Source organism: Streptomyces shenzhenensis (assembly GCF_021462265.1).
Lineage (GTDB): Bacteria > Actinomycetota > Actinomycetes > Streptomycetales > Streptomycetaceae > Streptomyces > Streptomyces shenzhenensis.
Window position 1 is genome coordinate 212,746 of sequence record NZ_JAJONF010000004.1, and the last position, 23,075, is coordinate 235,820.

The 23,075-nt window shown below is 69.8% G+C and carries 22 protein-coding genes, 4 tRNA genes and 1 pseudogene; 21 read left to right on the forward strand and 6 right to left on the reverse strand.

Annotated elements, in window-relative coordinates; translation table 11 throughout:
* Positions 1-41: 41 nt before the first annotated feature.
* Positions 42-269 (forward strand): annotated as a pseudogene (locus LQ326_RS07550) (SMI1/KNR4 family protein); the annotation flags it as partial.
* Positions 270-378: 109 nt separating this feature from the next.
* Here the strand turns inward: LQ326_RS07550 and LQ326_RS07555 are convergent.
* Entirely contained in the window at positions 379-1,638 is a 1,260-nt protein-coding gene (locus tag LQ326_RS07555) for an APC family permease (protein ID WP_234534002.1), read from the reverse strand.
* 200 nt (positions 1,639-1,838) lie between these two features.
* Between LQ326_RS07555 and LQ326_RS07560 the strand changes: the two genes are divergently transcribed.
* Positions 1,839-2,105, forward strand: a complete 267-nt coding sequence (locus tag LQ326_RS07560) for a GlsB/YeaQ/YmgE family stress response membrane protein (protein ID WP_181800925.1) — start codon at positions 1,839-1,841, stop codon at positions 2,103-2,105.
* A gap of 81 nt (positions 2,106-2,186) precedes the next feature.
* Here LQ326_RS07560 and LQ326_RS07565 read toward each other — a convergent pair whose 3' ends face one another.
* Positions 2,187-2,675 (reverse strand): YajQ family cyclic di-GMP-binding protein, encoded by a 489-nt coding sequence (locus LQ326_RS07565; RefSeq protein ID WP_234534004.1) that lies wholly within the window; start codon positions 2,673-2,675, stop codon positions 2,187-2,189.
* A 228-nt stretch (positions 2,676-2,903) separates the two neighbouring features.
* On the opposite strand from LQ326_RS07565, the gene LQ326_RS07570 reads away from it, so the two are divergent.
* Positions 2,904-2,985 (forward strand) — tRNA-Tyr (locus tag LQ326_RS07570).
* Between the two features lie 193 nt (positions 2,986-3,178).
* Positions 3,179-3,391, forward strand: coding sequence for a hypothetical protein (locus tag LQ326_RS07575; protein WP_234534006.1), 213 nt, complete (start codon positions 3,179-3,181; stop codon positions 3,389-3,391).
* Between the two features lie 4 nt (positions 3,392-3,395).
* On the opposite strand, the gene LQ326_RS07580 is transcribed toward LQ326_RS07575, so the two are convergent.
* Both LQ326_RS07580 and LQ326_RS07585 read right to left on the reverse strand, forming a co-directional pair.
* A complete protein-coding gene (locus LQ326_RS07580) occupies positions 3,396-4,052 on the reverse strand; it encodes an NAD(P)H-binding protein (RefSeq protein WP_234534008.1) in 657 nt (218 codons plus the stop codon).
* 344 nt (positions 4,053-4,396) lie between these two features.
* Positions 4,397-5,662, reverse strand: a complete 1,266-nt coding sequence (locus LQ326_RS07585) for an amidohydrolase family protein (protein ID WP_234534009.1) — start codon at positions 5,660-5,662, stop codon at positions 4,397-4,399.
* A gap of 301 nt (positions 5,663-5,963) precedes the next feature.
* Here LQ326_RS07585 and LQ326_RS07590 point away from each other — a divergent pair.
* The 8 genes from LQ326_RS07590 (at position 5,964) to LQ326_RS07625 (ending at position 10,839) form a co-directional block, all read left to right on the forward strand.
* Positions 5,964-6,036 (forward strand) — tRNA-Thr (locus LQ326_RS07590).
* A 44-nt stretch (positions 6,037-6,080) separates the two neighbouring features.
* Positions 6,081-6,153: transfer RNA gene (locus tag LQ326_RS07595), tRNA-Met, on the forward strand.
* 89 nt (positions 6,154-6,242) lie between these two features.
* Positions 6,243-6,407, forward strand: a complete 165-nt coding sequence (gene rpmG, locus LQ326_RS07600) for a 50S ribosomal protein L33 (protein WP_003948671.1) — start codon at positions 6,243-6,245, stop codon at positions 6,405-6,407.
* Between the two features lie 117 nt (positions 6,408-6,524).
* Entirely contained in the window at positions 6,525-6,989 is a 465-nt protein-coding gene (locus LQ326_RS07605; RefSeq protein ID WP_181808226.1) for a MaoC family dehydratase N-terminal domain-containing protein, read from the forward strand.
* Positions 6,990-6,996: 7 nt separating this feature from the next.
* Positions 6,997-7,425: a MaoC family dehydratase gene (locus LQ326_RS07610; RefSeq protein WP_234534011.1), complete on the forward strand. Its 429-nt coding sequence runs from the start codon at positions 6,997-6,999 to the stop codon at positions 7,423-7,425.
* A 131-nt stretch (positions 7,426-7,556) separates the two neighbouring features.
* Complete coding sequence (locus tag LQ326_RS07615; RefSeq protein WP_234534013.1) at positions 7,557-8,138, forward strand: TetR/AcrR family transcriptional regulator; 582 nt, start codon at positions 7,557-7,559, stop codon at positions 8,136-8,138.
* A 93-nt stretch (positions 8,139-8,231) separates the two neighbouring features.
* Entirely contained in the window at positions 8,232-9,668 is a 1,437-nt protein-coding gene (locus tag LQ326_RS07620) for a DHA2 family efflux MFS transporter permease subunit (protein ID WP_234534015.1), read from the forward strand.
* A gap of 115 nt (positions 9,669-9,783) precedes the next feature.
* On the forward strand, positions 9,784-10,839 hold the full coding sequence (locus LQ326_RS07625) for a UDP-N-acetylmuramate dehydrogenase (RefSeq protein ID WP_234534018.1): 1,056 nt from the start codon (positions 9,784-9,786) through the stop codon (positions 10,837-10,839).
* Positions 10,840-10,964: 125 nt separating this feature from the next.
* Here LQ326_RS07625 and LQ326_RS07630 read toward each other — a convergent pair whose 3' ends face one another.
* Both LQ326_RS07630 and LQ326_RS07635 read right to left on the reverse strand, forming a co-directional pair.
* The gene (locus tag LQ326_RS07630) at positions 10,965-12,005 is read right to left on the reverse strand and encodes an adenosine deaminase (RefSeq protein WP_234534020.1); all 1,041 of its coding nucleotides are present in this window, start codon (positions 12,003-12,005) and stop codon (positions 10,965-10,967) included.
* A 178-nt stretch (positions 12,006-12,183) separates the two neighbouring features.
* On the reverse strand, positions 12,184-13,410 hold the full coding sequence (locus LQ326_RS07635; RefSeq protein ID WP_234534021.1) for a pyridoxal phosphate-dependent aminotransferase: 1,227 nt from the start codon (positions 13,408-13,410) through the stop codon (positions 12,184-12,186).
* Positions 13,411-13,671: 261 nt separating this feature from the next.
* Here LQ326_RS07635 and LQ326_RS07640 point away from each other — a divergent pair.
* From LQ326_RS07640 to rpoB, 9 genes are all read left to right on the forward strand, one after another.
* A tRNA-Trp gene (locus LQ326_RS07640) sits at positions 13,672-13,744 on the forward strand.
* 109 nt (positions 13,745-13,853) lie between these two features.
* On the forward strand, positions 13,854-14,138 hold the full coding sequence (gene secE / locus LQ326_RS07645; RefSeq protein ID WP_234534023.1) for a preprotein translocase subunit SecE: 285 nt from the start codon (positions 13,854-13,856) through the stop codon (positions 14,136-14,138).
* Positions 14,139-14,218: 80 nt separating this feature from the next.
* Positions 14,219-15,079: a transcription termination/antitermination protein NusG gene (gene nusG, locus LQ326_RS07650; protein WP_234534026.1), complete on the forward strand. Its 861-nt coding sequence runs from the start codon at positions 14,219-14,221 to the stop codon at positions 15,077-15,079.
* A 238-nt stretch (positions 15,080-15,317) separates the two neighbouring features.
* Positions 15,318-15,752: a 50S ribosomal protein L11 gene (rplK, locus tag LQ326_RS07655; RefSeq protein WP_037858373.1), complete on the forward strand. Its 435-nt coding sequence runs from the start codon at positions 15,318-15,320 to the stop codon at positions 15,750-15,752.
* 81 nt (positions 15,753-15,833) lie between these two features.
* Positions 15,834-16,559 carry a 50S ribosomal protein L1 gene (gene rplA, locus LQ326_RS07660; protein ID WP_234534028.1) on the forward strand — a complete coding sequence of 242 codons (726 nt, stop codon included), beginning with the start codon at positions 15,834-15,836 and terminating at the stop codon, positions 16,557-16,559.
* Positions 16,560-16,726: 167 nt separating this feature from the next.
* Complete coding sequence (locus LQ326_RS07665) at positions 16,727-17,632, forward strand: SCO4651 family lipoprotein (protein ID WP_234534029.1); 906 nt, start codon at positions 16,727-16,729, stop codon at positions 17,630-17,632.
* A gap of 331 nt (positions 17,633-17,963) precedes the next feature.
* The gene (rplJ, locus tag LQ326_RS07670) at positions 17,964-18,494 is read left to right on the forward strand and encodes a 50S ribosomal protein L10 (RefSeq protein WP_009330729.1); all 531 of its coding nucleotides are present in this window, start codon (positions 17,964-17,966) and stop codon (positions 18,492-18,494) included.
* Between the two features lie 124 nt (positions 18,495-18,618).
* Entirely contained in the window at positions 18,619-18,999 is a 381-nt protein-coding gene (gene rplL / locus LQ326_RS07675) for a 50S ribosomal protein L7/L12 (RefSeq protein ID WP_308401869.1), read from the forward strand.
* Between the two features lie 553 nt (positions 19,000-19,552).
* Complete coding sequence (rpoB, locus tag LQ326_RS07680; RefSeq protein ID WP_234534031.1) at positions 19,553-23,038, forward strand: DNA-directed RNA polymerase subunit beta; 3,486 nt, start codon at positions 19,553-19,555, stop codon at positions 23,036-23,038.
* Positions 23,039-23,075 lie beyond the last annotated feature (37 nt).

Here is a 23,075-nt window from a genome sequence, read left to right on the forward strand (position 1 = left end):
AGGCCGCCCCGGTTGTCAGCGGCGGCCTGCATCATGAAGCCATGACCGAGATCGAGCAGTTGCTGACACAGGTGACCGCACAGGCCCGCAACTCGCGCCCGTGGGGGTGGCCTTCGCTTCCCGCCCCCGCCGACACCGCCACGCTCGACCGCGCCGGTCAGGCCCTCCGCTTCCCCCTGGCCCCTCTCCTCGCCGCGCTCTACGAGAGAGTGGGCGACGGCGGCTTCGGCCCGGCGTACGGCCTGCTGCCCCTGTTGGACGCGGCGCCCTGGGACGGCATACGAACCCGCACGGCCGCGGAGCAGGCCCGCTGAGAGACGGGACCTCCCGAGCGCAGCCGCCACCGTCCCATGCCGCGGGGCACGGCGGCGGTGCCGGTCACCGGGTCCGCCGGGCCGCTGCCCACCGCCGTACGGCGTACACCGCCGCACCCACCGCCACTACGGCCGCCCCCGCGGCCACCGACGTCACCGGCAGCGCGAACGCGAGGATCACGCACCCCAGGAGCCCGAGCACCGGAACCAGTCGCGTGCGCGGTGCCGGATCCAGCGTCCACGCCGAGGCGTTGGCCACCGCGTAGTACGCCAGCACACCGAAGGAGGAGAAACCGATGGCACCCCGGAGGTCCGCCGTCGCCGCCGCCACGGCGACGACCGCGCCGACGGCCAGTTCCGCGCGGTGCGGGACCTGGAAGCGCGGGTGCACAGCGGCCAGCGCCGGAGGCAGGTGACCGTCGCGGGCCATGGCCAGCGTCGTCCGCGACACCCCCAGGATCAGGGCGAGCAGCGAGCCGAGCGCGGCCACCGCGGCCCCCACCTGCACCACGGGCACCAGCCCCGGCGCCCCGGCCGCCCGCACTGCGTCGGCCAGCGGCGCGGCAGCCCGCCCGAGCCCGTCGGTGCCCAGCACCGAGACCACGGCCACCGCCACGCACGCGTACACCATCAGCGTGATCCCCAGAGCCAGCGGGATCGCACGCGGGATGGTGCGCGCCGGGTCCCGCACCTCCTCGCCGAGAGTGGCGATCCGTGCGTACCCGGCGAACGCGAAGAACAGCAGGCCGGCCGCCTGAAGCACCCCGCCCACGCCCGACGGCAGCCCGATCTCCAGCCGCCTCGCGTCCGCCGCCCCGGACGTCAGGCACATGACCACCACGGAAGCGAGGACCGCCAGCACCACGCCCACGATCACCCGCGTCAGCCAGGCCGACTTCTGGATGCCGCCGTAGTTCACGGCGGTCAGCGCCACCACGGCCGCGACCGCCACCGCGTGCGCCTGCCCCGGCCACACGTATGCGCCCACGGTGAGCGCCATCGCGGCGCAGGACGCCGTCTTGCCGACGACGAACGCCCAGCCCGCGAGGTACCCCCAGAAGGCGCCGAGCCGCTCCCGCCCGTACACATAGGTGCCGCCCGACTGCGGGTACCGGGCCGCCAGGCGCGCCGAGGACATGGCGTTGCAGTAGGCGACCAGGGCAGCGACGGCCAGCCCGGGAAGCAGCCCGGAACCGGCCGCGCGGGCCGCGGGGCCCAGAGCGGAGAACACGCCGGCCCCGATCATCGAGCCGAGGCCGACGATCACGGCGTCGCGCACGCCCAGCGTGCGTCGCAGACCGGAAGGGGAGGCTGAGGAAGTCACGGCCCGCACCCTACTGATAACCGCAACCGTGCGGTGTCGCCCAGGCGTCCTCGTCATCGACAAGGCACGAACACACGCGCTACGGACACAGGGGACGGCTCGGACAGTCCGTCCGGCACCAGCTTCCCGCACGGTCGGCCGGGACCTGAATCACAGGGCCCGGACAGTGCGAACACAGCGCGGAAGGGCAGGTTCAGGTCATGGGCATCATCAGCTGGATCATCCTGGGACTGTTGGCCGGCGCCATCGCCAAATTCCTGCTGCCGGGACGTGACCCGGGCGGCTTCATCGGCACGACCCTCATCGGTGTCGTGGGTGCGTTCCTCGGCGGCTGGATATCGGCGCGCTGGCTCGGCCACCCGATCACCAAGGACTTCTACGACGGCGCGACCTGGGTGGCCGCGATCGGCGGCTCGCTGGTCCTGCTGATCGCCTACCGCATCCTGTTCGGCAACTCGCGCGACTGAACACCTCCCCGGCGGGGGCCGGCGCACCAGAAGGGCGGGCACCGCGGGGTGCCCGCCCTTCTCGTACTTCGACGACGGCGCCTACCGGTAGTTCACGAACTGGAGCGCGAAGTCGAAGTCCTGGCCCTTCAGCAGCGCGATCACGGCCTGGAGGTCGTCGCGGCTCTTGGAGCTGACGCGCAGTTCGTCACCCTGGACCTGGGCCTTCACACCCTTGGGGCCCTCGTCGCGGATGATCTTCGCGACCTTCTTCGCGTTCTCCTGGGAGATGCCCTCCTCGATCGACGCGAAGATCTTGTACTCCTTGCCGGAGAGCTGCGGCTCACCCGCGTCCAGCGCCTTCAGCGAGATGCCACGCTTGATCAGCTTCGACTGGAAGACGTCGAGGATCGCCTTGACCCGCTCCTCGGAGTTCGCCTGCATCAGGATCTTCTCGCCGGACCAGGCGATCGAGGCGCCCACACCCTTGAAGTCGTAGCGCTGTGAGACCTCCTTGGCGGCCTGGTTGAGGGCGTTGTCGACCTCCTGCCGCTCGACCTTCGAGACGATGTCGAAACTGGAGTCGGCCATGTCCTGTGGCTCCTTGTATCAGGGGGCGTAACGGGATGCGTTGCGGCGCGCGACGACGGCCGCCGAGCCCGGTGCGGGGACCGGGCCGCATCCGCACCAGCCTAGCCATCCCGCGTCCCGTGGGCGGCGATCAATCGGGTGGCGGAGCACCCCTGTGGATCGGGTATTGTTTACGTCGTTGCCAGGGAGCACCGCCGAAAAGCGGTTCGATCTGGTGGCGAACCCCCCGGCGGTGTGCCCGAGCGGCCAAAGGGAGCAGACTGTAAATCTGCCGGCTCAGCCTTCCCAGGTTCGAATCCTGGCGCCGCCACACGGGAACGAAGGGCCCGTGACCTGCGATCAAGCAGGTCACGGGCCCTTCGTCGTGCACCTGTGCGGATGCCTTCAGGCGTGCTGAATCGCGCAGCGCGGCGGCGTGATGAAGATCATGGGGCGCTTCGTCGGTGGTGCGGCCGGGGCAGTGGTCCCTCGTCCGGTGCCGTGTCCCGGGGCACACTGAACGCATGTCCTCCCGACGTAGAACCTGCCCGGTGTGCCGCCGTGAAATCGCCGTCGTGGCGGGCCGCTTCGCGCGGCACGACCCGCCCGGAACGCGCGAGACCGGGGAACTGGTCTCCTGTTCCGGCTCGCGGCAGCAGGCCCGGATCGGGGCCGTGCAGCCCGCGTTGGACGGTTACGTCGTACCCGAGTTCCCCGGTCAGCTGGCGCTGTTCTGAGAACTCAGTTCCCTGCCACCGACTTCACGGCCACGCTGACGGGCGTCGACCCGCCGATCAGCTCCAGAGTCAGGCCGGCCGTCGCCGACGTGTCCACCAACTCCGCCAGCACGGCGGCCACGTCGTCGCGTGTGACCGCGCCCCGGCCGGTGTGCGCCTCCAGACGCACCAGACCGGTGCCCGGCGCGTCCGTCAGCGCGCCGGGGCGCAGGATCGTCCAGTCCAGGGCACTCTGCCCGGTCATGTACGCGTCGGCCGCGCCCTTGGCCCGCAGGTACACGTCGAAGACCTCGTTGCCCTGGTGCGCCGGGTCCGCGCCCATCGAGGAGACGACCACGAAACGGCGTACGCCCGCGCGCACGGCGGCGTCCGCGAACAACACCGCCGCGGCCTTGTCCACCGTCTCCTTGCGGGCCGTGCCACTGCCCGGTCCCGCGCCCGCCGCGAACACCGCCGCGTCCGCCCCTCGCAGATGCGCCGCGACCTCCTCGACCGACGCCGACTCCAGGTCCAGCAGCACCGGTTCGGCACCGGCCGCCCGCAGGTCGTCGCCCTGCTCGGCCTTCCGGATGATCCCCGCGACCTCGTCCCCGCGCGCGGAGAGCAGCCGCTCCAGCCGCAACGCGATCTGACCATGACCACCAGCGATGACAATGCGCATGTCTCAGACCGTACGCCCGAAGCCCCGCATCCGCCGCACGACTTCATGCGCCCCCACGCGCGCGTGGCGTTCCACCGAGCCCCACGCGCGCGTGGCGTTCCACCCATGTCTGTCCCACGCGCGCGTGGGGTTCCACCGGGCGCGCCGGTCCGGTTGGGGCTTTCCGGGCGGACGCCGCACTCTGGGCCGCGCGTTCCCGCTCCTGTACGACGCCCGCGTTCCCACCGCCGCGTCCGGCGCCCCCCGTCCCCGGGGCCGGCGCCCCCGTCCGACGCCCGTGTTCCCGCCTCCCGTCCGGCGCCCTCACGTCCAACGCCCGCCTCCCCGTCGTGTGCCCGCGCCGCTCAGGACACCTCACCCCGTCCCTGCCGAGGCAGTCCCAGTTCGGCCGCCACCGCCGAGTTGCAGTACTCGCGGACCGCGCTCGTGCGTGCCACCACGCGCCCCCGGTGCACCACGATCCGGCTGTAGGCGAGGGAGAGCGCGCCGGCCAGGTGGTCGCCGCGTACGGCGAGGAGCTCGGCGGGGAAACCGGCCTCGACGCGGACCTCGGGGAGGCCGAGGGCGGCGCGGGAGGCGGCGCTCACGGTGTCGTAGGCGTCCTCGGGGCGCAGGCCGTGGCGGGAGGCCAGGAGGTAGGCCGCCTCCAGGGGGTCGCCGCGGCCGACGGGGTTCGACAGGTCGCGCAGGGCGCCGCTGCCGGCGGCGACCCGCACCCCGGCCGCGCGCAGCAGCCGTACCGGAGCCGTGCCGCGGCGTTCGGCGGAGCCGCAGCCGCCCTGGGGCAGGCACACCACCGTGATGCCGGCCGCGGCGAGCTGGTCCGCGATCCGCGCGGCCACCTCGGCGGGCAGGCGCGCGAGCCCGGCGCACGGGCCGAGGACCACGCCGGGACGCATGCCGCCCGCCATCGCCGCGAGCCGGGCCAGCCGGGCCGGGTCGGTGGCATCCGTGTGCAGGTCGACCGGGCAGCCGTGTTCGGAGGCCACCTCCAGGACCGCCTCCGCGTACCCCGCGGGATCGGGGTCCAGGTCCGGGCAGCCGCCCACCACGGACGCGCCCATCTTCGCGGCGTCCCGCAGTATCGCGAGGCCGTCGGCGCCGGCGACCCCGGTCAGGACCCGTGGCATCGCGACCGCCGTGAGCTCCGCGAGCCCGCGCAGTGAGCGACGCGCCTGGAGGACGGCGGCGAGGGCGCCGAGGCCCTGGACGTCGCCCACGCGCACGTGCGCGCGTACCGCCGTCGCACCGTGTCCGAGTTGCAGCAGGGCCGCCTCGGTGGCGCGGCGCTGGACGTCCTCGGGTTCGTACGAGACGGGCCCGCGGTGTGCGGCGGCGAGGGCGGTGTCGCCGTGGGCGTGCGGTTCAGCGGGGGCCGGGAGGAGGAGGTAGCCGGTCAGGTCCACCCGCGTGCCGCCCGCGCGGGCCGGGCCCGGCGCCAGGCTGCCGGCCGTGCCCACCGCCTCGATGCGCCCGCAGCCCAGCCGTACGTCCACGGTCCGGCCGTCGGTGAGCCGGGCACCGGACAGCAGGAGCGCGGCCGGGTCGGAGGAGCCCGGGGAACCCTGCGGGTTGGACGACGAGGGCGGCTGCGGCTGGCTGTCGGGCATCGCGCTCCATGAGGGTCGGTCCAGGCGTTGGACTCAAGATCACGCAGAGTGAGTCGAGCCTAGGACGGCGAGTCGCGTGGGGCGGGGAGGAGCGCAATAGTCGTACCGGAGCCGTCGGACCTGCGCGGAACGGTTCGGCACGCGCGCGTGGGCGGAGTGCCCGAAGCGGTCCGGGAGGCTGTCGTGGGCCCTGCGGAAGGGGCCGGAGAGGCTGCCGTGGGCCGTGCGGAAGGGCCCGGGATGGGCGGCAGGAAACGGATTTGGGTGAACGGCGGCCGAGCGTGTAATGTCTTCATCGCTCGCCCCAATAGCTCAGTCGGCAGAGCGTCTCCATGGTAAGGAGAAGGTCTACGGTTCGATTCCGTATTGGGGCTCTGGTGTGAGAGGTCCCGCCGCGAGGCGGGGTCGATCTCATCAAAGCGGTGTAGCTCAGTCGGTAGAGCAAGCGGCTCATAATCGCTGTGTCACCGGTTCAAGTCCGGTCACCGCTACTGACAGTAGCCGATTGCGGGGTCGGTCCTTCGATCGGCTACTCTTTTATGCGTTAAACCATCCCACCCGTTCGTCAAGGAGCACTCACGTGGCTGCCACCGACGTCCGCCCGAAGATCACGCTGGCCTGCGTGGAGTGCAAGGAGCGGAACTACATCACCAAGAAGAACCGGCGTAACAACCCGGACCGTCTTGAGATGAAGAAGCACTGCCCGCGTTGCAATGCGCACACCGCGCACCGCGAGACGCGATAAGAAACAGGCTCGTCCGTGAGGCCGTCCCCATCAGGGGGCGGCCTCACGGCGTTTCGGGGGACGGCTTTCCCGCTAGTTTGTGGGGCATCACAGCAGACATCAGGAGGTGCCGGGCCAATGGCGCTCGACCAGTCCTTTGTGGGACGGACCTACCCGCCCACCGAGCCCTACGAGGTGGGCCGGGAGAAGATCCGCGAGTTCGCCGAGGCGGTGGGCGACACCAACGCCGTGTACACGGACCCGGAGGCCGCCAAGGCGCTCGGCTATTCCGATGTGATCGCCCCGCCGACCTTTGTCTTCTCGATCACCTTCCGCGCGGCCGGACAGGTCGTCGAGGATCCGCAGCTCGGCCTGGACTACAGCCGGGTGGTGCACGGCGACCAGAAGTTCGCCTACCGGCGCCCGGTGCGCGCCGGCGACCGGCTGACCGTGACCTCGACCATCGAGGCCATCAAGTCCCTCGCGGGCAACGACGTCATCGACATCCGGGGCGACGTGCACGACGAGGCGGGCGAGCTGGTGGTGAGCGCTCTGACCAAGCTGGTGGCCCGGGCGGCGGACGCAGCAGAAGGCGAGGCGTGAGGATCCGATGACGTCGAAGATCGCGTACGAGGACGTCGAGGTCGGCACCGAACTGCCGGCGCAGACCTTCCCGGTGACCCGCGCCACACTGGTGCGGTACGCGGGTGCCTCCGGGGACTTCAACCCGATCCACTGGAACGAGAGGTTCGCCAGGGAGGTCGGCCTGCCTGACGTCATCGCGCACGGCATGTTCACCATGGCCGAGGCGATCCGTGTGGTCACCGACTGGACCGGCGACCCGGGCGCGGTCGTCGACTACGGCGTCCGCTTCACCAAGCCCGTCGTCGTCCCGAACGACGACAAGGGTGCCCTGATCGAGGTCAGCGGCAAGGTCGCGGCCAAGCTCGACGACAACACCGTGCGCGTCGACCTGACGGCGATGAGCGCCGGGCAGAAGGTGCTGGGCATGTCGCGTGCGGTCGTACGGCTGGGCTGAGCCCAGGCTCCGCGACCGGGTAAGGGGCGCTTCGCACTGCGGGCGCCCCTTACGTGTCGCCGCATGGCCCTGCGTCTCGCTCGGGCGCCTTGCCCTTGACCTAGTTAGTAATTGAGCACTAACTTCATCGCATGGCAAGGATGAGCGCCGAGGAAAGGCGCGAGAACGTCATCCGCGCGGCGATCGCCGAGTTCGCGCGGAGGGGCTACTACGGCACCTCCACCGAGGTCATCGCCAAACGGGTCGGTGTCTCGCAGCCGTACCTCTTCCGGCTCTTCCCCGGCAAGAAGGCGATCTTCGCCGCGGCTTCGCAGCGCTGCATCGACGACATGCGTCAGGTCTTGGAGGAGGCGGCCGAAGGGCTGGAGGGCGAGGAGGCCCTGCGTGCCATGGGTGAGGCGTATGTGCGGCTGATCCAGGAGCAGCCGGAGCGGCTCCAGATGCAGATGCAGACGTACATCACCGTCGCGGCCGCGGAGGGCGAGGGCGAACACGAGTTCGGGGAGCTGGTGCGGGACGGCTGGATGCGGCTCTGGGACGCCGTCCATCTGCTCTCGGGGGTCGATGTCGACGCCACCACGGCCTTCCTTGCCAAGGGGATGCTCATCAACACCTACTCGGCCATGGGGTTTCCGCCCGGGCACAGGGTCTGGCAGGGGGTGTTCCGTGATGCCGGGGCCACGGGGGGACTGGGGAAGTGCGACGAAGAGTGAGGGAGCGGTCGGCCGTTCCCGGCCCGGGTCTTCTTCTGCGCCCAAAAATTAGTGATCAATAACTAATTGTCAAGCCACGCTTCAGGGGGAGCGATGTCACAAGAGACCGCACGTAGCGGTGGCGCCGGATGGGCGCTCGTCATCACCAGCGTCGCCGGATTCATGGCGGCCCTCGACAACCTCGTCGTCACCACCGCCCTGCCGTCCATCCGCAAGGACCTCGGCGGAGCCCTGGACGACCTCGAATGGACCGTGAGCGCCTACACGCTCACCTTCGCCGTCCTGCTGATGTTCGGCGCCGCCCTCGGCGACCGCTTCGGCCGGCGCCGGCTCTTCCTCGCCGGGCTCACCGTCTTTGCCGGCGCCTCCGCCGCCGCGGCCATGGCGCCCGGCATCGACTCCCTGATCGCCGCCCGCGCGGTGCAGGGCGTCGGCGCGGCGGTCATGATGCCGCTCACCCTCACGCTGCTGACGGCGGCCGTGCCCGAGTCCAGGCGCGGAATGGCGTACGGCATCTGGGGGGCCGTCAACGGCCTGGCGGTCGCCTCCGGGCCGCTCATCGGCGGCAGTCTCACCGAACACGTGTCCTGGCATTGGATCTTCTGGCTGAACGTGCCGCTCGGCCTCGCCCTGCTGCCGCTCGCCCGCCTCCGCCTCGCCGAGTCGTACGGCTCCGGCGCCCCGCTCGACGTCCCCGGCACCCTGCTCGCCAGCGGCGGCCTCTTCGGGGTCGTCTACGGCCTGGTGCGCGGCCCTTCCGACGGCTGGACCGGTCCGTTCGTGCTCACCGGGCTGTTCGCGGGCGCCGCCCTGCTCGTCGGCTTCGTCATCCACGGCAGCCGCGCCGGGAACCCCATGCTGCCGATGCGGCTCTTCCGCTCCCGGGCGTTCTCCGGGATCAACGCGGCCAGCCTGCTGATGTTCCTCGGGATGTTCGGGGCGATCTTCCTGCTCAGCCAGTACATGCAGGGCGTGCTCGGCTACTCGCCCACCGAGGCGGGCCTGCGGATGCTGCCCTGGACCGGTATGCCGATGATCGTCGCGCCGATCGCGGGCATCCTGTCCGACCGGATCGGCGGCCGCCCGGTCGTCGCTGCCGGGCTCTTCCTGCAGGCCGCCGGACTCGGCTACCTGGCCTCCGTGGTCACCGCCGACGCCTCCTACGCCGCCCAGCTGCCGGGCCTGATCATCAGCGGCATCGGCATGGCCCTCTACTTCGCCCCGGCCGCCAACCTGGTGATGTCCGCCGTACGGCCGCAGGAACAGGGCATCGCCTCCGGCGCCAACAACGCGCTGCGCGAGGTCGGCGGCGCGCTCGGCGTCGCGGTCATGTCGTCCATCTTCTCCGCCCAGGGCGGCTACGAGAGCGCCCAGAGCTTCGTGGACGGACTGCGGCCCGCTCTGGTCACCGGCGCGGCCGTGGTGGCCCTCGCCGGGATCGCCGCCCTGGTCATACCCGGCCGAAGGCGCGCCGCGCGGTTGGTCGCCGAGGGGGAGCCGGCCCCGGCGCTGGGGACCGTCGCCGGCTGACGACGGCTGACGGCACGCGCGCGTGGGGCTCCGTTCACGGTGTGGACGGGGCCACCACGCGCGCGTGCGGCTCGCGGCGGCGGGACCGCCGATGGCGTCTCGTAGTCTTGGGCCCGTGCAGGAACTCCACGACGCCCCCCTCGCCCCCCTCACCACCTTCCGGCTCGGTGGCCCCGCCACCCGGCTGGTCACCGCGGCCACCGACGCCGAGGTGATCGCCGCCGTCCGCGCGGCCGACGACAGCGGGACCCCGCTGCTGGTCATCGGCGGCGGATCGAACCTGGTCATCGGCGACAAGGGCTTCGACGGCACCGCCCTGCGCATCGCCACCACCGGCTTCGAGCTGCGTGGCACGACGCTGGAGCTGGCGGCCGGTGAGGTGTGGACCGACGCGGTCGCCCGCACCGTCGAGGCGGGCCTCGCGGGCATCGAGTGCCTCGCCGGGATCCCGGGATCCGCCGGAGCCACGCCGATCCAGAACGTGGGGGCGTACGGGCAGGAGGTCTCCTCGACCGTCACCGAGGTCGTCGCGTACGACCGGCGGTCCCGTGAGACGGTGACGCTGGCCAACGAGGAGTGCGCGTTCTCGTACCGGTACAGCCGGTTCAAGGCCGACCCCGAGCGGTACGTCGTCCTGCGTGTCCGGTTCGGGCTGGAGGACGCCGGCGGGCTGTCGGCGCCGGTGCGGTACGCGGAGGCGGCACGGACGCTCGCGGTGGAGCCGGGGGACAGGGTGCCGCTCGCCGACGCACGGGAGGCCGTGCTCAAGCTGCGCGCCGGGAAGGGGATGGTGCTGGATCCCGAGGACCACGACACCTGGTCGGCGGGTTCCTTCTTCACCAACCCGATTCTCACGGACGAGCAGTTCGCCGCCTTCCACGCGCGCGTACGGGAGCGGCTGGGCGACGCGGCCGAGCCGCCCGCCTACCCGGCGGGGGACGGCCGTACCAAGACCTCGGCGGCCTGGCTGATCGACAAGGCCGGGTTCACCAAGGGGTACGGCAGCGGCGCGGCCCGGATCTCCACGAAGCACACGCTGGCGCTGACCAACCGGGGCGGGGCCACGACCGAGGATCTGCTGGAACTGGCCCGGGAGGTCGTCGCCGGGGTCCGGGAGGCCTTCGGAGTGACCCTGGTCAACGAGCCGGTGACCGTCGGCGTGAGCCTCTAGGGGGCAGCCGTGAGCCGCCGGTGCACCGGCGGCTCAGCAAGGCCGGCCCCACCCGCCGCTGCACAGTCCCCGCGTCCTGGGCGGGCTCGACGTCGCCGAGGAGCCCGCCCGTCCGTGACCGGGAATCAGGACACCGGGGCGGTCAGCCAGGCGTCGATGTCCGCCAGGAGCCCGGCCTTCACGTCCTCCGGTGCGGCGGAGCCCCGGACCGACTGGCGGGCCAGTTCCGCCAGTTCGGCGTCCGTGAAGGCGTGGTGCACGCGCGCGAAGTCGTACTGCGCGGCCAGCCGGGAGCCGAACAGGAGCGGGTCGTCGGCGCCCAGGGCCATCGGGACGCCCGCCTCGAAGAGGGTGCGCAGCGGGACGTCCTCGGGCTTGTCGTAGACACCCAGGGCCACGTTGGAGGCCGGGCACACCTCGCAGGTGATCTCCCGGTCCGCCAGGCGCTTGAGCAGTCTCGGGTCCTCCGCCGCCCGCACGCCGTGCCCGATCCGGGAGGCGTTCAGATCGTCCAGGCAGTCCCGGACCGACGCCGGGCCGGTCAGCTCGCCGCCGTGCGGGGCCGCCAGCAGGCCGCCCTCGCGCGCGATGTGGAACGCCCGGTCGAAGTCCCGCGCCATGCCCCGCCGCTCGTCGTTCGACAGCCCGAAGCCGACCACCCCCCGGTCCGCGTACCGGACGGCGAGCCGGGCCAGCGTGCGCGCGTCCAAGGGGTGCTTCATACGGTTCGCGGCCACCAGGACGCGCATGCCGAGTCCGGTCTCCCGGGAGGTCGTCTCGACCGCGTCCAGGATGATCTCCAGGGCCGGGATCAGACCGCCGAGGCGCGGGGCGTACGACGTCGGGTCCACCTGGATCTCCAGCCAGCCCGAGCCGTCCTTCAGGTCCTCCTCAGCGGCCTCCCTGACCAGCCGCCGGATGTCGTCGGGCTCTCTGAGGCAGGAGCGCGCAGCGTCGTACAGCCGCTGGAAACGGAACCAGCCCCGTTCGTCGGTGGCCCGCAGTCTCGGTGGTTCGCCGCTGGTCAGGGCATCGGTCAGCGCCTCGGGGAGGCGTACGCCGTGCTTGTCGGCCAGTTCCAGGACGGTTCCCGGTCGCATCGAACCGGTGAAGTGCAGATGCAGATGAGCTTTCGGCAGCTCAGAGACATCACGTACGTGCTCCATCCCAGGATCCTGCCGTACGTACCGGTCCCACCGGTAGCGGATTCCCCTTTAGTGGCCTTGCTCGCACGGGCGAGCGGGCGCACGAGAACGGGCCGCCTCCCGCGGGGAGACGGCCCGTACGCGCGTGTGCGGCGCGAAAAGCGCCAGGCTTCAGCTGTCAGCTGTCAGCTGTCAGCTGTCAGGCCTTCGCCTCGGCCAGCAGCTTCTGCATCCGGCTCACGCCCTCGACGAGGTCCTCGTCACCGAGCGCGTACGACAGGCGCAGGTAGCCGGGCGTGCCGAAGGCCTCGCCGGGGACGACCGCGACCTCGGCCTCCTCCAGGATCAGCGCGGCCAGCTCGACGGAGGTCTGCGGGCGCTTGCCGCGGATCTCCTTGCCGAGCAGCGCCTTGACCGACGGGTAGACGTAGAAGGCGCCCTCGGGCTCGGGGCAGACGACCCCGTCGATCTCGTTGAGCATCCGCACGATCGTCCGGCGGCGCCGGTCGAAGGCCTCGCGCATCTTCGCGACGGCCTCCAGGTCGCCGGTGACCGCGGCCAGGGCGGCGACCTGCGCCACGTTGGAGACGTTGGACGTGGCGTGCGACTGGAGGTTGGTGGCCGCCTTCACGACGTCCTTGGGGCCGATGAGCCAGCCCACCCGCCAGCCGGTCATGGCGTACGTCTTCGCCACGCCGTTGACCACGATGCACTTGTCGCGCAGCTCGGGCAGGATCGCGGGCAGCGAGGTGAACTTCGCGTCGCCGTAGACCAGGTGCTCGTAGATCTCGTCCGTGAGGACCCACAGACCGTGCTCCACGGCCCAGCGGCCGATCGCCTCGGTCTCGGCCGCGCTGTAGACCGCGCCGGTCGGGTTGGACGGGGAGACGAAGAGCACGACCTTCGTCTTCTCGGTGCGGGCCGCCTCCAGCTGCTCCACCGAGACGCGGTAGCCGGTGGTCTCGTCGGCGACCACCTCGACCGGGACGCCGCCGGCGAGACGGATGGACTCCGGGTACGTCGTCCAGTACGGGGCGGGGACGATGACCTCGTCGCCCGGGTCGAGGATCGCGGCGAAGGCCTCGTAGATGGCCTGCTTGCCGCCGTTGGTGACGAGGACCTGGGAGGGGTCGACCTCGTAGCCGGAGTCGCGCAGCGTCTTGGCGGCGATCGCGGCCTTCAGCTCGGGCAGACCGCCGGCGGGGGTGTAGCGGTGGTACTTCGGGTTCTTGCACGCCTCGACGGCGGCCTCGACGATGTAGTCCGGCGTCGGGAAGTCGGGCTCACCGGCGCCGAAGCCGATCACCGGGCGCCCGGCGGCCTTGAGGGCCTTCGCCTTGGCGTCCACGGCGAGGGTGGCGGACTCGGAGATCGCGCCGACTCGGGCGGAGACCCGGCGCTCGGTGGGAGGGGTTGCAGCGCTCATGGGGTCCATCGTTTCAGACCGGAAACCTGCCCGGCACGCCGGTTTCACGGACTGAACAACTATGGGCCGAACCATGAACAACCGTGCGGATCCCGCCCCGGGCCAGGACGATCTTCCGTACGGTCCCTGCGGCTTGCCACTTTCTGTTCGACGCGGCGCCGTGGACCACGTACACTCTCACCTCGTTGGCCTTCGACAGCCGTGCCTGAGCGGGTACACACCGAGCACCCGGCCGGATGCGGTACGTTGGGGGACACACAAAGGGTCGTAGCTCAATTGGTAGAGCACCGGTCTCCAAAACCGGCGGTTGGGGGTTCAAGTCCCTCCGGCCCTGCTACACACACCGCCAGGATGTGTGCGCATGTACGTACAAGCATTGCACCGCCGTGCGGCTCCAGAAACCGGGCGCGGCACGGCCATGACCCGGGACCAGGTGAGGACGAATGACGGACGCCGTGGGCTCCATCGACACGCCTGATGCCGATGAGGTGCAGGAGTCCAAGAAGAAGGGCCGCAAGGGCGGCAAGCGGGCCAAGAAGGGTCCGCTGAAGCGCCTTGCCACTTTCTACCGCCAGATCGTCGCCGAGCTCCGCAAGGTCGTCTGGCCGACTCGTAACCAGCTGACGTCGTACACCACCGTGGTGATCTTCTTCGTCGCCATCATGATCGCTCTGGTGACCGTGATTGACTATGGACTCAACCACGCGGCCAAGTACGTCTTCGGCTGAGCACAGAGCGAAGGGCGCCGTGGTACCGGCGCCCGTTTTCGCATGTTCCACCCCTATGTATCCAGGAAGAAGCAGCCATCGTGTCTGACCCGAACCTGAACGACGCCGTCGAGCCCGAAGAGGCCGTCAAGGACGAGCTGGACATCGTCGAGGGCGCGGACGAGCAGGACGAGTTCGAGGCTGCCGAGGCCGAACTGGGGGAGCCGGCCGAGGAGGCCGCGGTCCACGTCGAGGACGAGGACGAGGCGGACCACGAGGACGCCGACGAGGCCGAAGAGGCCGAAGAGCTCGAAGCGGCCGTCGAGGAAGAGCCGGCCGAGCCGGTCGACCCCGTCCAGGCGCTGCGCGAGGAGCTGCGGCTGCTCCCCGGCGAGTGGTACGTCATCCACACCTACGCCGGCTACGAGAACCGCGTGAAGACCAACCTGGAGCAGCGCGCCGTCTCGCTGAACGTCGAGGACTACATCTTCCAGGCCGAGGTGCCGCAGGAAGAGGTCGTCCAGATCAAGAACGGCGACCGCAAGACCATCAAGCAGAACAAGCTGCCGGGTTATGTGCTCGTCCGTATGGACCTGACCAACGAGTCGTGGGGTGTCGTCCGCAACACTCCCGGCGTCACCGGCTTCGTCGGCAACGCGTACGACCCCTACCCGCTGACCCTGGACGAGATCGTCAAGATGCTCGCGCCGGAGGCCGAGGAGAAGGCGGCGCGCGAGGCGGCGGAGGCCGAGGGCAAGCCGGTACCGCAGCGCAAGGTCGAGGTCCAGGTGCTGGACTTCGAGGTGGGCGACTCGGTGACGGTGACCGACGGTCCGTTCGCCACGCTGCAGGCGACGATCAACGAGATCAACCCCGACTCCAAGAAGGTCAAGGGTCTGGTGGAGATCTTCGGGCGTGAGACGCCGGTTGAGCTTTCGTTCGACCAGATTCAGAAGAACTGAGTCGGTAGTCGTTCGACCAGAGGTGCGTGGGGCTGGTCGCGCCCGGGCGGCGGAAGCCGCATAGGCGACGCAGTCCCGCGCCCCTAGGTGGGACCGGTCAGGGTCGGCTCCAAGGTGAGCCCCCTGACCTGTTCGTTTTTGGCCGCGCATCTATACCCGTTATCGTTGTGCGGTATGCCTGCGTTCGGGTTGGTCCCCTCGCGCAGGCAGGACCCGAAATGAAAGGACCCGGAGAGCTATGCCTCCCAAGAAGAAGAAGGTCACGGGGCTCATCAAGCTCCAGATCAACGCCGGTGCGGCGAACCCGGCTCCGCCGGTCGGCCCCGCGCTGGGCCAGCACGGCGTCAACATCATGGAGTTCTGCAAGGCCTACAACGCCGCCACCGAGTCGCAGCGCGGTTGGGTCATCCCGGTCGAGATCACGGTCTACGAGGACCGGTCCTTCACCTTCGTCACCAAGACCCCGCCGGCCGCGAAGATGATCCTCAAGGCCGCTGGTGTCGAGAAGGGCTCCGGCGAGCCGCACAAGACCAAGGTCGCCAAGATCACCGAGGCGCAGGTCCGCGAGATCGCCCAGACCAAGCTTCCCGACCTGAACGCCAACGACCTGGACGCCGCGTCGAAGATCATCGCCGGCACCGCCCGCTCCATGGGCATCACGGTCGAGGGCTGAACCCCACCTTCGTAGAACCACCGTGGTAGGGCCTGCTCGGCCCGTACACCACGACTCCTTCAGAACACACAGGAGCAAGTTGTGAGCAAGCGCAGCAAGGCCCTTCGCGCTGCGGACGAGAAGATCGACCGGGAGAAGCTCTACGCCCCGCTCGAGGCCGTCCGTCTCGCCAAGGAGACCTCCACGACCAAGTTCGACGGCACCGTCGAGGTCGCCTTCCGCCTGGGTGTCGACCCGCGCAAGGCCGACCAGATGGTCCGTGGCACCGTGAACCTCCCGCACGGCACCGGTAAGACCGCCCGGGTCCTGGTCTTCGCGACCGGTGACCGTGCCGAGGCCGCGCGTGCCGCGGGCGCCGACATCGTCGGCGCCGACGAGCTCATCGACGAGGTGGCGAAGGGCCGTCTGGACTTCGACGCCGTCGTCGCCACCCCGGACCTCATGGGCAAGGTCGGCCGCCTCGGCCGCGTCCTCGGCCCGCGTGGTCTGATGCCGAACCCGAAGACCGGCACCGTCACCCCTGACACGGCCAAGGCCGTCACGGAGATCAAGGGCGGCAAGATCGAGTTCCGCGTCGACAAGCACTCGAACCTGCACTTCATCATCGGCAAGACGTCCTTCGACGACGACAAGCTGGTGGAGAACTACGGCGCGGCGCTGGAGGAGATCCTCCGTCTGAAGCCGTCCGCCGCCAAGGGCCGCTACATCAAGAAGGCCGCGGTCAGCACCACCATGGGCCCCGGCATCCTGGTCGACCCCAACCGCACCCGCAACCTCCTCGTCGAGGAGGACCCGGCCGCCGTCTGAGCCCCGCGCTCGGTCCGGTAGCCGCGTCAGGGACGCGACACCACCAGGACGGGCCCCGCAGCCGAAAGGCTTGCGGGGCCCGTTCCGCTGTTCGTACGACTTCCCCCGCTCTGTCCGTGCGCTGGGTTAGCGTCGGGGGTGAGGGGACCTTCACGGGGGTGGGCGGGATGAAGAGCCGGCGCGTGCGGCGTAGAGCCTTCTCGATCGCGGTGGCGGCCGCGCTGACGGGGGTGGCCGCCTGTTCAGCGGGGGGTTCCGGAGGCTCCGGCGGCACGGACCGGGCCGACGCCCGCGCCGTGAACCGGGCCGGCCCCGTCGCCGCGCTGCGCTCCGCGGCGAAGTCCACCAGCGGCGCCGACTCCGCCCGGATCCGCTCCACCACCATGGGCTCCCTGCTGTCCATGACGACGCGCGGCAGCCTCGCCTGGGACGGCGGCATCACCGGCACGGTCACCATCACCTGCACCGGCGGCAGCACGGCCGAGCTGATGCGCCGGCTCGGTACGACGTCGATGCAGGCCCGCTACCTGCCCGACGCCTACTACGCGAGGATGAGCGACACGTTCGCCGCGCAGACGGGCGGCAGGCACTGGATCCGGTACGGGTACGACGACCTGGCCGCTCTCCCCGGCGGCTCGGGCGGGCTGCTCAAGGACCAGATGCAGAACACCACGCCCGACAAGGCGGTGCAGATGCTGCTGGCCTCCGGCGACGTGCGGAAGGTCGGCGAGGAGAAGGCCGACGGCCAGGCCACCACCCACTACGCGGGCACGGTGCGGGTGGCCCGCCTGGCCGGGCGGAGCAGCGGTCTCACGGCGAGCCAAGTGGCCGCTCTGCGGAAGCAGCTCACCCAGGCCGGTGTCGGCACCGAGACCGTCGACGTCTGGGTCAACGACCGGGACCTGCTGGTCAAGAAGACCGAGAAGGCCGAGACGGCGACCGGCACGATGACCCAGACCGCGCACTACAGCGACTACGGCGTCAAGGCCGACGCGCGGCGGCCCCCGGCCGGCGACACCGCGGACTTCAGGACGCTGCTCAAGAGGCGGGGCGCGAGCGGGCCGGCCTCCTGAGCGGGCCGGGCGCGCCGCCGAGGCCACCCGGCCGACCCCCCTCGGCGGCCTGGACGGGGCCGATTTGCTTGACAGTGCACCGGTCCCGTAGGCTCCTAACGAAGCCAAAGACCGCTGGTCGTTGCCGTGTGCTCGCAAGAGCGTGCGGTGGCCGAAGGATCCGCTGAACCGCGGACGACCCGCGCAGGTGACTGTGGAAGTGCTCCCGGAGACGCATGCATGACGTGTGTGACCTCGGTCGAGCTACGCCCCGTGCGCCTGCGCCGGGGCGTTTCGTTTTCCTCAGCCCCTTCCGAGCGGTCGTCATCACCCGGAAGGAGGCCGACGCTCTATGGCAAGGCCCGACAAGGCTGCCGCGGTAGCCGAGCTGACGGAGCAGTTCCGCAGCTCGAACGCCGCCGTGCTGACCGAGTACCGGGGTCTCACCGTGGCGCAGCTCAAGACGCTGCGCCGGTCGCTCGGTGAGAACGCCCAGTACGCCGTGGTGAAGAACACGCTGACCAAGATTGCGGCCAACGAGGCCGGGATCACGACGCTCGACGACCTGTTCAACGGTCCGACGGCGGTCGCCTTCGTCACCGGTGACCCGGTGGAGTCGGCGAAGGGTCTTCGTGACTTCGCCAAGGACAACCCGAACCTCGTCATCAAGGGCGGTGTCCTTGACGGCAAGGCGTTGTCCGCCGACGAGATCAAGAAGCTTGCGGACCTCGAGTCCCGCGAGGTTCTGCTCGCCAAGCTGGCGGGCGCCCTGAAGGGCAAGCAGACGCAGGCTGCTCAGGTCTTCCAGGCGCTCCCGTCGAAGCTCGTCCGCACCGTGGACGCGCTTCGCGCCAAGCAGGACGAGCAGGGCGGTGCCGAGTAACTCGGCTCGCGAAATGACCGCCGCCTGAGGCCCAGCGCCTGAGGCAGAGGTCGTAGCGGGCCGAACGTACGCCCGCCAGACATGTACATCCGGCACCAGCCGAATTAGTGGAAGGAAAGCCAAAGTGGCTCTCACCCAGGACGAACTGCTCGCCGAGTTCGAGACGATGACCCTGATCCAGCTCTCCGAGTTCGTGAAGGCGTTCGAGGAGAAGTTCGACGTCACCGCCGCCGCCGCGGTCGCCGTTGCGGGCCCCGCCGCCCCGGGCGCCCCGGTCGAGGCCGCTGAGGAGCAGGACGAGTTCGACGTCATCCTCACCGGCGCCGGCGACAAGAAGATCCAGGTCATCAAGGTCGTGCGTGAGCTGACCTCCCTCGGTCTGAAGGAGGCCAAGGACCTCGTGGACGGCGCCCCGAAGCCCGTTCTCGAGAAGGTCGCCAAGGAGGCCGCGGAGAAGGCCGCCGAGTCCCTCAAGGGCGCCGGCGCCTCCGTCGAGGTCAAGTAAGGCCTCTGAGGTCGAGCAGACCTCTGTGCGCTGAAACACCCCCCTCGGGGGTGTAACGCGCAGACCGCGAAGAGCGATCATCCATCCGGGTGGTCGCTCTTCGGCGTTCCCGGAGGGCCGACCACGGTTGCCTTGCACCCGTGACGGCGGGGGGTATGGTGATCTTCGTTGTGTCTCCGGCGCACCGGGTTTGCGCGAGGGGGCCTTGACGAACCGCACGCAGCGCGCAATTCTCAGGACGCGTCGCCAGAACGGTCCGAATCCGAGGCATGGATCGGCGACGAAGAGGGCAGTATCAACGTGCGTTGAGGGCAGGCAGGGCGCAGGCGTTGACGATGACGAGGGTCTCAGAAATTGGGGACTGGACATCAGTGTGCCAAGTGGCTACACTGACCCTTTGCGCTGCCTGTTAGCTGTCCCCTGCCCGTCACCAGGGGTCTAACCTCACCCGAATGCCGACGACCTAACTCCTCTGAACTGGGGTTTCCGTCTCTGCGTCCGGGAAGGGACCGGGGAGCGCGTAGTGAGTCCGAGCCCTCGGAAGGACCCCCTCTTGGCCGCCTCGCGCACTGCCTCGAACGCGAATATGAACAACGGCGCCAGCACCGCCCCGCTGCGCATCTCCTTTGCAAAGATCAAGGAGCCTCTCGAGGTTCCCAACCTGCTCGCGCTGCAGACCGAGAGCTTTGACTGGCTGCTCGGGAACACCGCCTGGCAGAGTCGGGTCGAGGAGGCTCTGGAGTCCGGTCAGGACGTCCCCACCAAGTCCGGTCTGGAGGAGATCTTCGAGGAGATCTCCCCGATCGAGGACTTCTCCGGGTCGATGTCGCTGACGTTCCGCGACCACCGCTTCGAGCCGCCGAAGAACAGCATCGACGAGTGCAAGGAGCGCGACTTCACGTACGCGGCCCCGCTCTTCGTCACGGCCGAGTTCACCAACAACGAGACCGGTGAGATCAAGTCCCAGACGGTCTTCATGGGCGACTTCCCGCTCATGACGAACAAGGGCACCTTCGTCATCAACGGCACCGAGCGTGTCGTGGTGTCGCAGCTGGTCCGCTCGCCCGGTGTCTACTTCGACTCCTCGATCGACAAGACGTCCGACAAGGACATCTTCTCCGCCAAGATCATCCCGTCCCGGGGTGCCTGGCTGGAGATGGAGATCGACAAGCGCGACATGGTCGGTGTCCGTATCGACCGCAAGCGCAAGCAGTCGGTCACCGTGCTGCTCAAGGCGCTCGGCTGGACGACCGAGCAGATCCTCGAGGAGTTCGGCGAGTACGAGTCGATGCGCGCCACTCTGGAGAAGGACCACACCCAGGGCCAGGACGACGCGCTGCTCGACATCTACCGCAAGCTGCGTCCGGGCGAGCCCCCCACGCGCGAGGCCGCGCAGACGCTCCTGGAGAACCTGTACTTCAACCCGAAGCGCTACGACCTCGCCAAGGTCGGCCGCTACAAGGTCAACAAGAAGCTGGGCGCGGACGCCCCGCTCGACGCCGGCATCCTGACCGTCGAGGACATCATCTCGACGATCAAGTACCTGGTGAAGCTGCACGCCGGCGAGACCGAGACGGTCGGTGACAGCGGCGGCTCCATCGTCGTCGAGACCGACGACATCGACCACTTCGGCAACCGTCGTCTGCGCAGCGTCGGCGAGCTCATCCAGAACCAGGTCCGCACCGGTCTGGCCCGTATGGAGCGCGTCGTCCGCGAGCGCATGACCACCCAGGACGTCGAGGCGATCACGCCGCAGACCCTGATCAACATCCGGCCGGTCGTCGCCTCCATCAAGGAGTTCTTCGGCACCAGCCAGCTGTCCCAGTTCATGGACCAGAACAACCCGCTGTCGGGTCTCACCCACAAGCGTCGTCTGTCGGCTCTTGGCCCGGGTGGTCTCTCCCGTGAGCGGGCCGGCTTCGAGGTCCGTGACGTGCACCCGTCGCACTACGGCCGTATGTGCCCGATCGAGACCCCTGAAGGCCCGAACATCGGTCTGATCGGCTCGCTCGCCTCCTACGGCCGGGTCAACGCGTTCGGTTTCGTCGAGACCCCGTACCGCAAGGTCGTCGACGGCCAGGTCACCGACGAGGTGGACTACCTGACCGCCGACGAGGAGGACCGGTTCGTCATCGCGCAGGCCAACGCCGGCCTCACCGACGAGATGCGCTTCTCCGAGGCCCGGGTACTCGTCCGCCGTCGTGGCGGCGAGGTCGACTACGTCGCCGGTGACGACGTGGACTACATGGACGTCTCGCCGCGCCAGATGGTGTCGGTCGCGACCGCCATGATCCCGTTCCTGGAGCACGACGACGCCAACCGTGCCCTCATGGGCGCGAACATGATGCGCCAGGCCGTGCCGCTGATCAAGAGCGAGTCCCCGCTCGTCGGCACCGGCATGGAGTACCGCTCCGCGGTCGACGCCGGCGACGTGGTCAAGGCCGAGAAGGCCGGTGTGGTCCAGGAGGTCTCCGCGGACTACATCACCACCGCCAACGACGACGGCACGTACATCACCTACCGCCTGGCCAAGTTCGCCCGCTCCAACCAGGGCACCTCGGTCAACCAGAAGGTCATCGTGCTGGAGGGCGACCGGGTCGTCGAGGGCCAGGTCCTCGCCGACGGTCCCGCCACCCAGAACGGCGAGATGGCCCTCGGCAAGAACCTGCTCGTGGCGTTCATGCCGTGGGAGGGTCACAACTACGAGGACGCGATCATCCTGTCGCAGCGCCTCGTGCAGGACGACGTCCTCTCCTCGATCCACATCGAGGAGCACGAGGTCGACGCCCGTGACACCAAGCTCGGCCCCGAGGAGATCACCCGGGACATCCCGAACGTCTCCGAGGAGGTCCTCGCCGACCTCGACGAGCGCGGCATCATCCGCATCGGCGCCGAGGTCATCGCCGGTGACATCCTCGTCGGCAAGGTCACCCCGAAGGGTGAGACCGAGCTGACGCCCGAGGAGCGCCTGCTGCGCGCGATCTTCGGTGAGAAGGCCCGTGAGGTCCGTGACACCTCGCTGAAGGTGCCGCACGGCGAGACCGGCAAGGTCATCGGCGTGCGCGTCTTCGACCGCGAGGAGGGCGACGAGCTGCCGCCGGGCGTGAACCAGCTGGTCCGCGTCTACGTCGCGCAGAAGCGCAAGATCACCGACGGTGACAAGCTCGCCGGCCGCCACGGCAACAAGGGTGTCATCTCGAAGATCCTGCCCATCGAGGACATGCCGTTCCTCGAGGACGGAACTCCGGTCGACATCATCCTCAACCCGCTCGGCGTACCGTCCCGAATGAACCCGGGGCAGGTCCTGGAGATCCACCTCGGCTGGCTCGCCAGCCGCGGCTGGGACGTCTCCGGTCTCGCCGACGACTGGGCCCAGCGGCTCCAGGCCATCGGTGCCGACCAGGTCGCCCCGCACACCAACGTCGCCACCCCGGTCTTCGACGGTGCCCGCGAGGACGAGCTGGCGGGTCTGCTGCAGCACACCATCCCGAACCGCGACGGCGACCGCCTGGTGCAGCCGTCCGGCAAGGCGCGGCTGTTCGACGGCCGCAGCGGTGAGCCGTTCCCGGAACCGATCTCCATCGGTTACATGTACATCCTGAAGCTGCACCACCTGGTCGACGACAAGCTGCACGCCCGGTCGACCGGCCCGTACTCGATGATCACCCAGCAGCCGCTGGGCGGTAAGGCCCAGTTCGGTGGCCAGCGGTTCGGCGAGATGGAGGTGTGGGCGCTGGAGGCGTACGGCGCCGCCTACGCCCTCCAGGAGCTGCTGACCATCAAGTCCGACGACGTCACCGGCCGTGTGAAGGTCTACGAGGCCATCGTCAAGGGCGAGAACATTCCCGAGCCCGGCATCCCCGAGTCCTTCAAGGTGCTCATCAAGGAGATGCAGTCGCTCTGCCTGAACGTGGAGGTGCTGTCCAGCGACGGTATGTCCATCGAGATGCGTGACACCGACGAGGACGTCTTCCGCGCTGCGGAGGAGCTCGGCATCGACCTGTCCCGGCGCGAGCCGAGCAGCGTCGAAGAGGTCTGACGGGAGTCCGGCGGGCCCTGAGCCATCAGGGCCCCGC

Excerpts from the sequence above, each read along its gene's own strand:
- LQ326_RS07560 (WP_181800925.1), top strand. The coding sequence starts at position 1,839 with ATGGGCATCATCAGCTGGATCATCCTGGGACTGTTGGCCGGCGCCATC.
- LQ326_RS07565 (WP_234534004.1), bottom strand. The coding sequence starts at position 2,675 with ATGGCCGACTCCAGTTTCGACATCGTCTCGAAGGTCGAGCGGCAGGAG.
- LQ326_RS07575 (WP_234534006.1), top strand. The coding sequence starts at position 3,179 with ATGTCCTCCCGACGTAGAACCTGCCCGGTGTGCCGCCGTGAAATCGCC.
- LQ326_RS07580 (WP_234534008.1), bottom strand. The coding sequence starts at position 4,052 with ATGCGCATTGTCATCGCTGGTGGTCATGGTCAGATCGCGTTGCGGCTG.
- LQ326_RS07585 (WP_234534009.1), bottom strand. The coding sequence starts at position 5,662 with ATGCCCGACAGCCAGCCGCAGCCGCCCTCGTCGTCCAACCCGCAGGGT.
- LQ326_RS07605 (WP_181808226.1), top strand. The coding sequence starts at position 6,525 with ATGGCGCTCGACCAGTCCTTTGTGGGACGGACCTACCCGCCCACCGAG.
- LQ326_RS07610 (WP_234534011.1), top strand. The coding sequence starts at position 6,997 with ATGACGTCGAAGATCGCGTACGAGGACGTCGAGGTCGGCACCGAACTG.
- LQ326_RS07615 (WP_234534013.1), top strand. The coding sequence starts at position 7,557 with ATGGCAAGGATGAGCGCCGAGGAAAGGCGCGAGAACGTCATCCGCGCG.
- LQ326_RS07620 (WP_234534015.1), top strand. The coding sequence starts at position 8,232 with ATGTCACAAGAGACCGCACGTAGCGGTGGCGCCGGATGGGCGCTCGTC.
- LQ326_RS07630 (WP_234534020.1), bottom strand. The coding sequence starts at position 12,005 with ATGGAGCACGTACGTGATGTCTCTGAGCTGCCGAAAGCTCATCTGCAT.
- LQ326_RS07635 (WP_234534021.1), bottom strand. The coding sequence starts at position 13,410 with ATGAGCGCTGCAACCCCTCCCACCGAGCGCCGGGTCTCCGCCCGAGTC.
- secE (WP_234534023.1), top strand. The coding sequence starts at position 13,854 with ATGACGGACGCCGTGGGCTCCATCGACACGCCTGATGCCGATGAGGTG.
- rplK (WP_037858373.1), top strand. The coding sequence starts at position 15,318 with ATGCCTCCCAAGAAGAAGAAGGTCACGGGGCTCATCAAGCTCCAGATC.
- LQ326_RS07665 (WP_234534029.1), top strand. The coding sequence starts at position 16,727 with ATGAAGAGCCGGCGCGTGCGGCGTAGAGCCTTCTCGATCGCGGTGGCG.
- rplJ (WP_009330729.1), top strand. The coding sequence starts at position 17,964 with ATGGCAAGGCCCGACAAGGCTGCCGCGGTAGCCGAGCTGACGGAGCAG.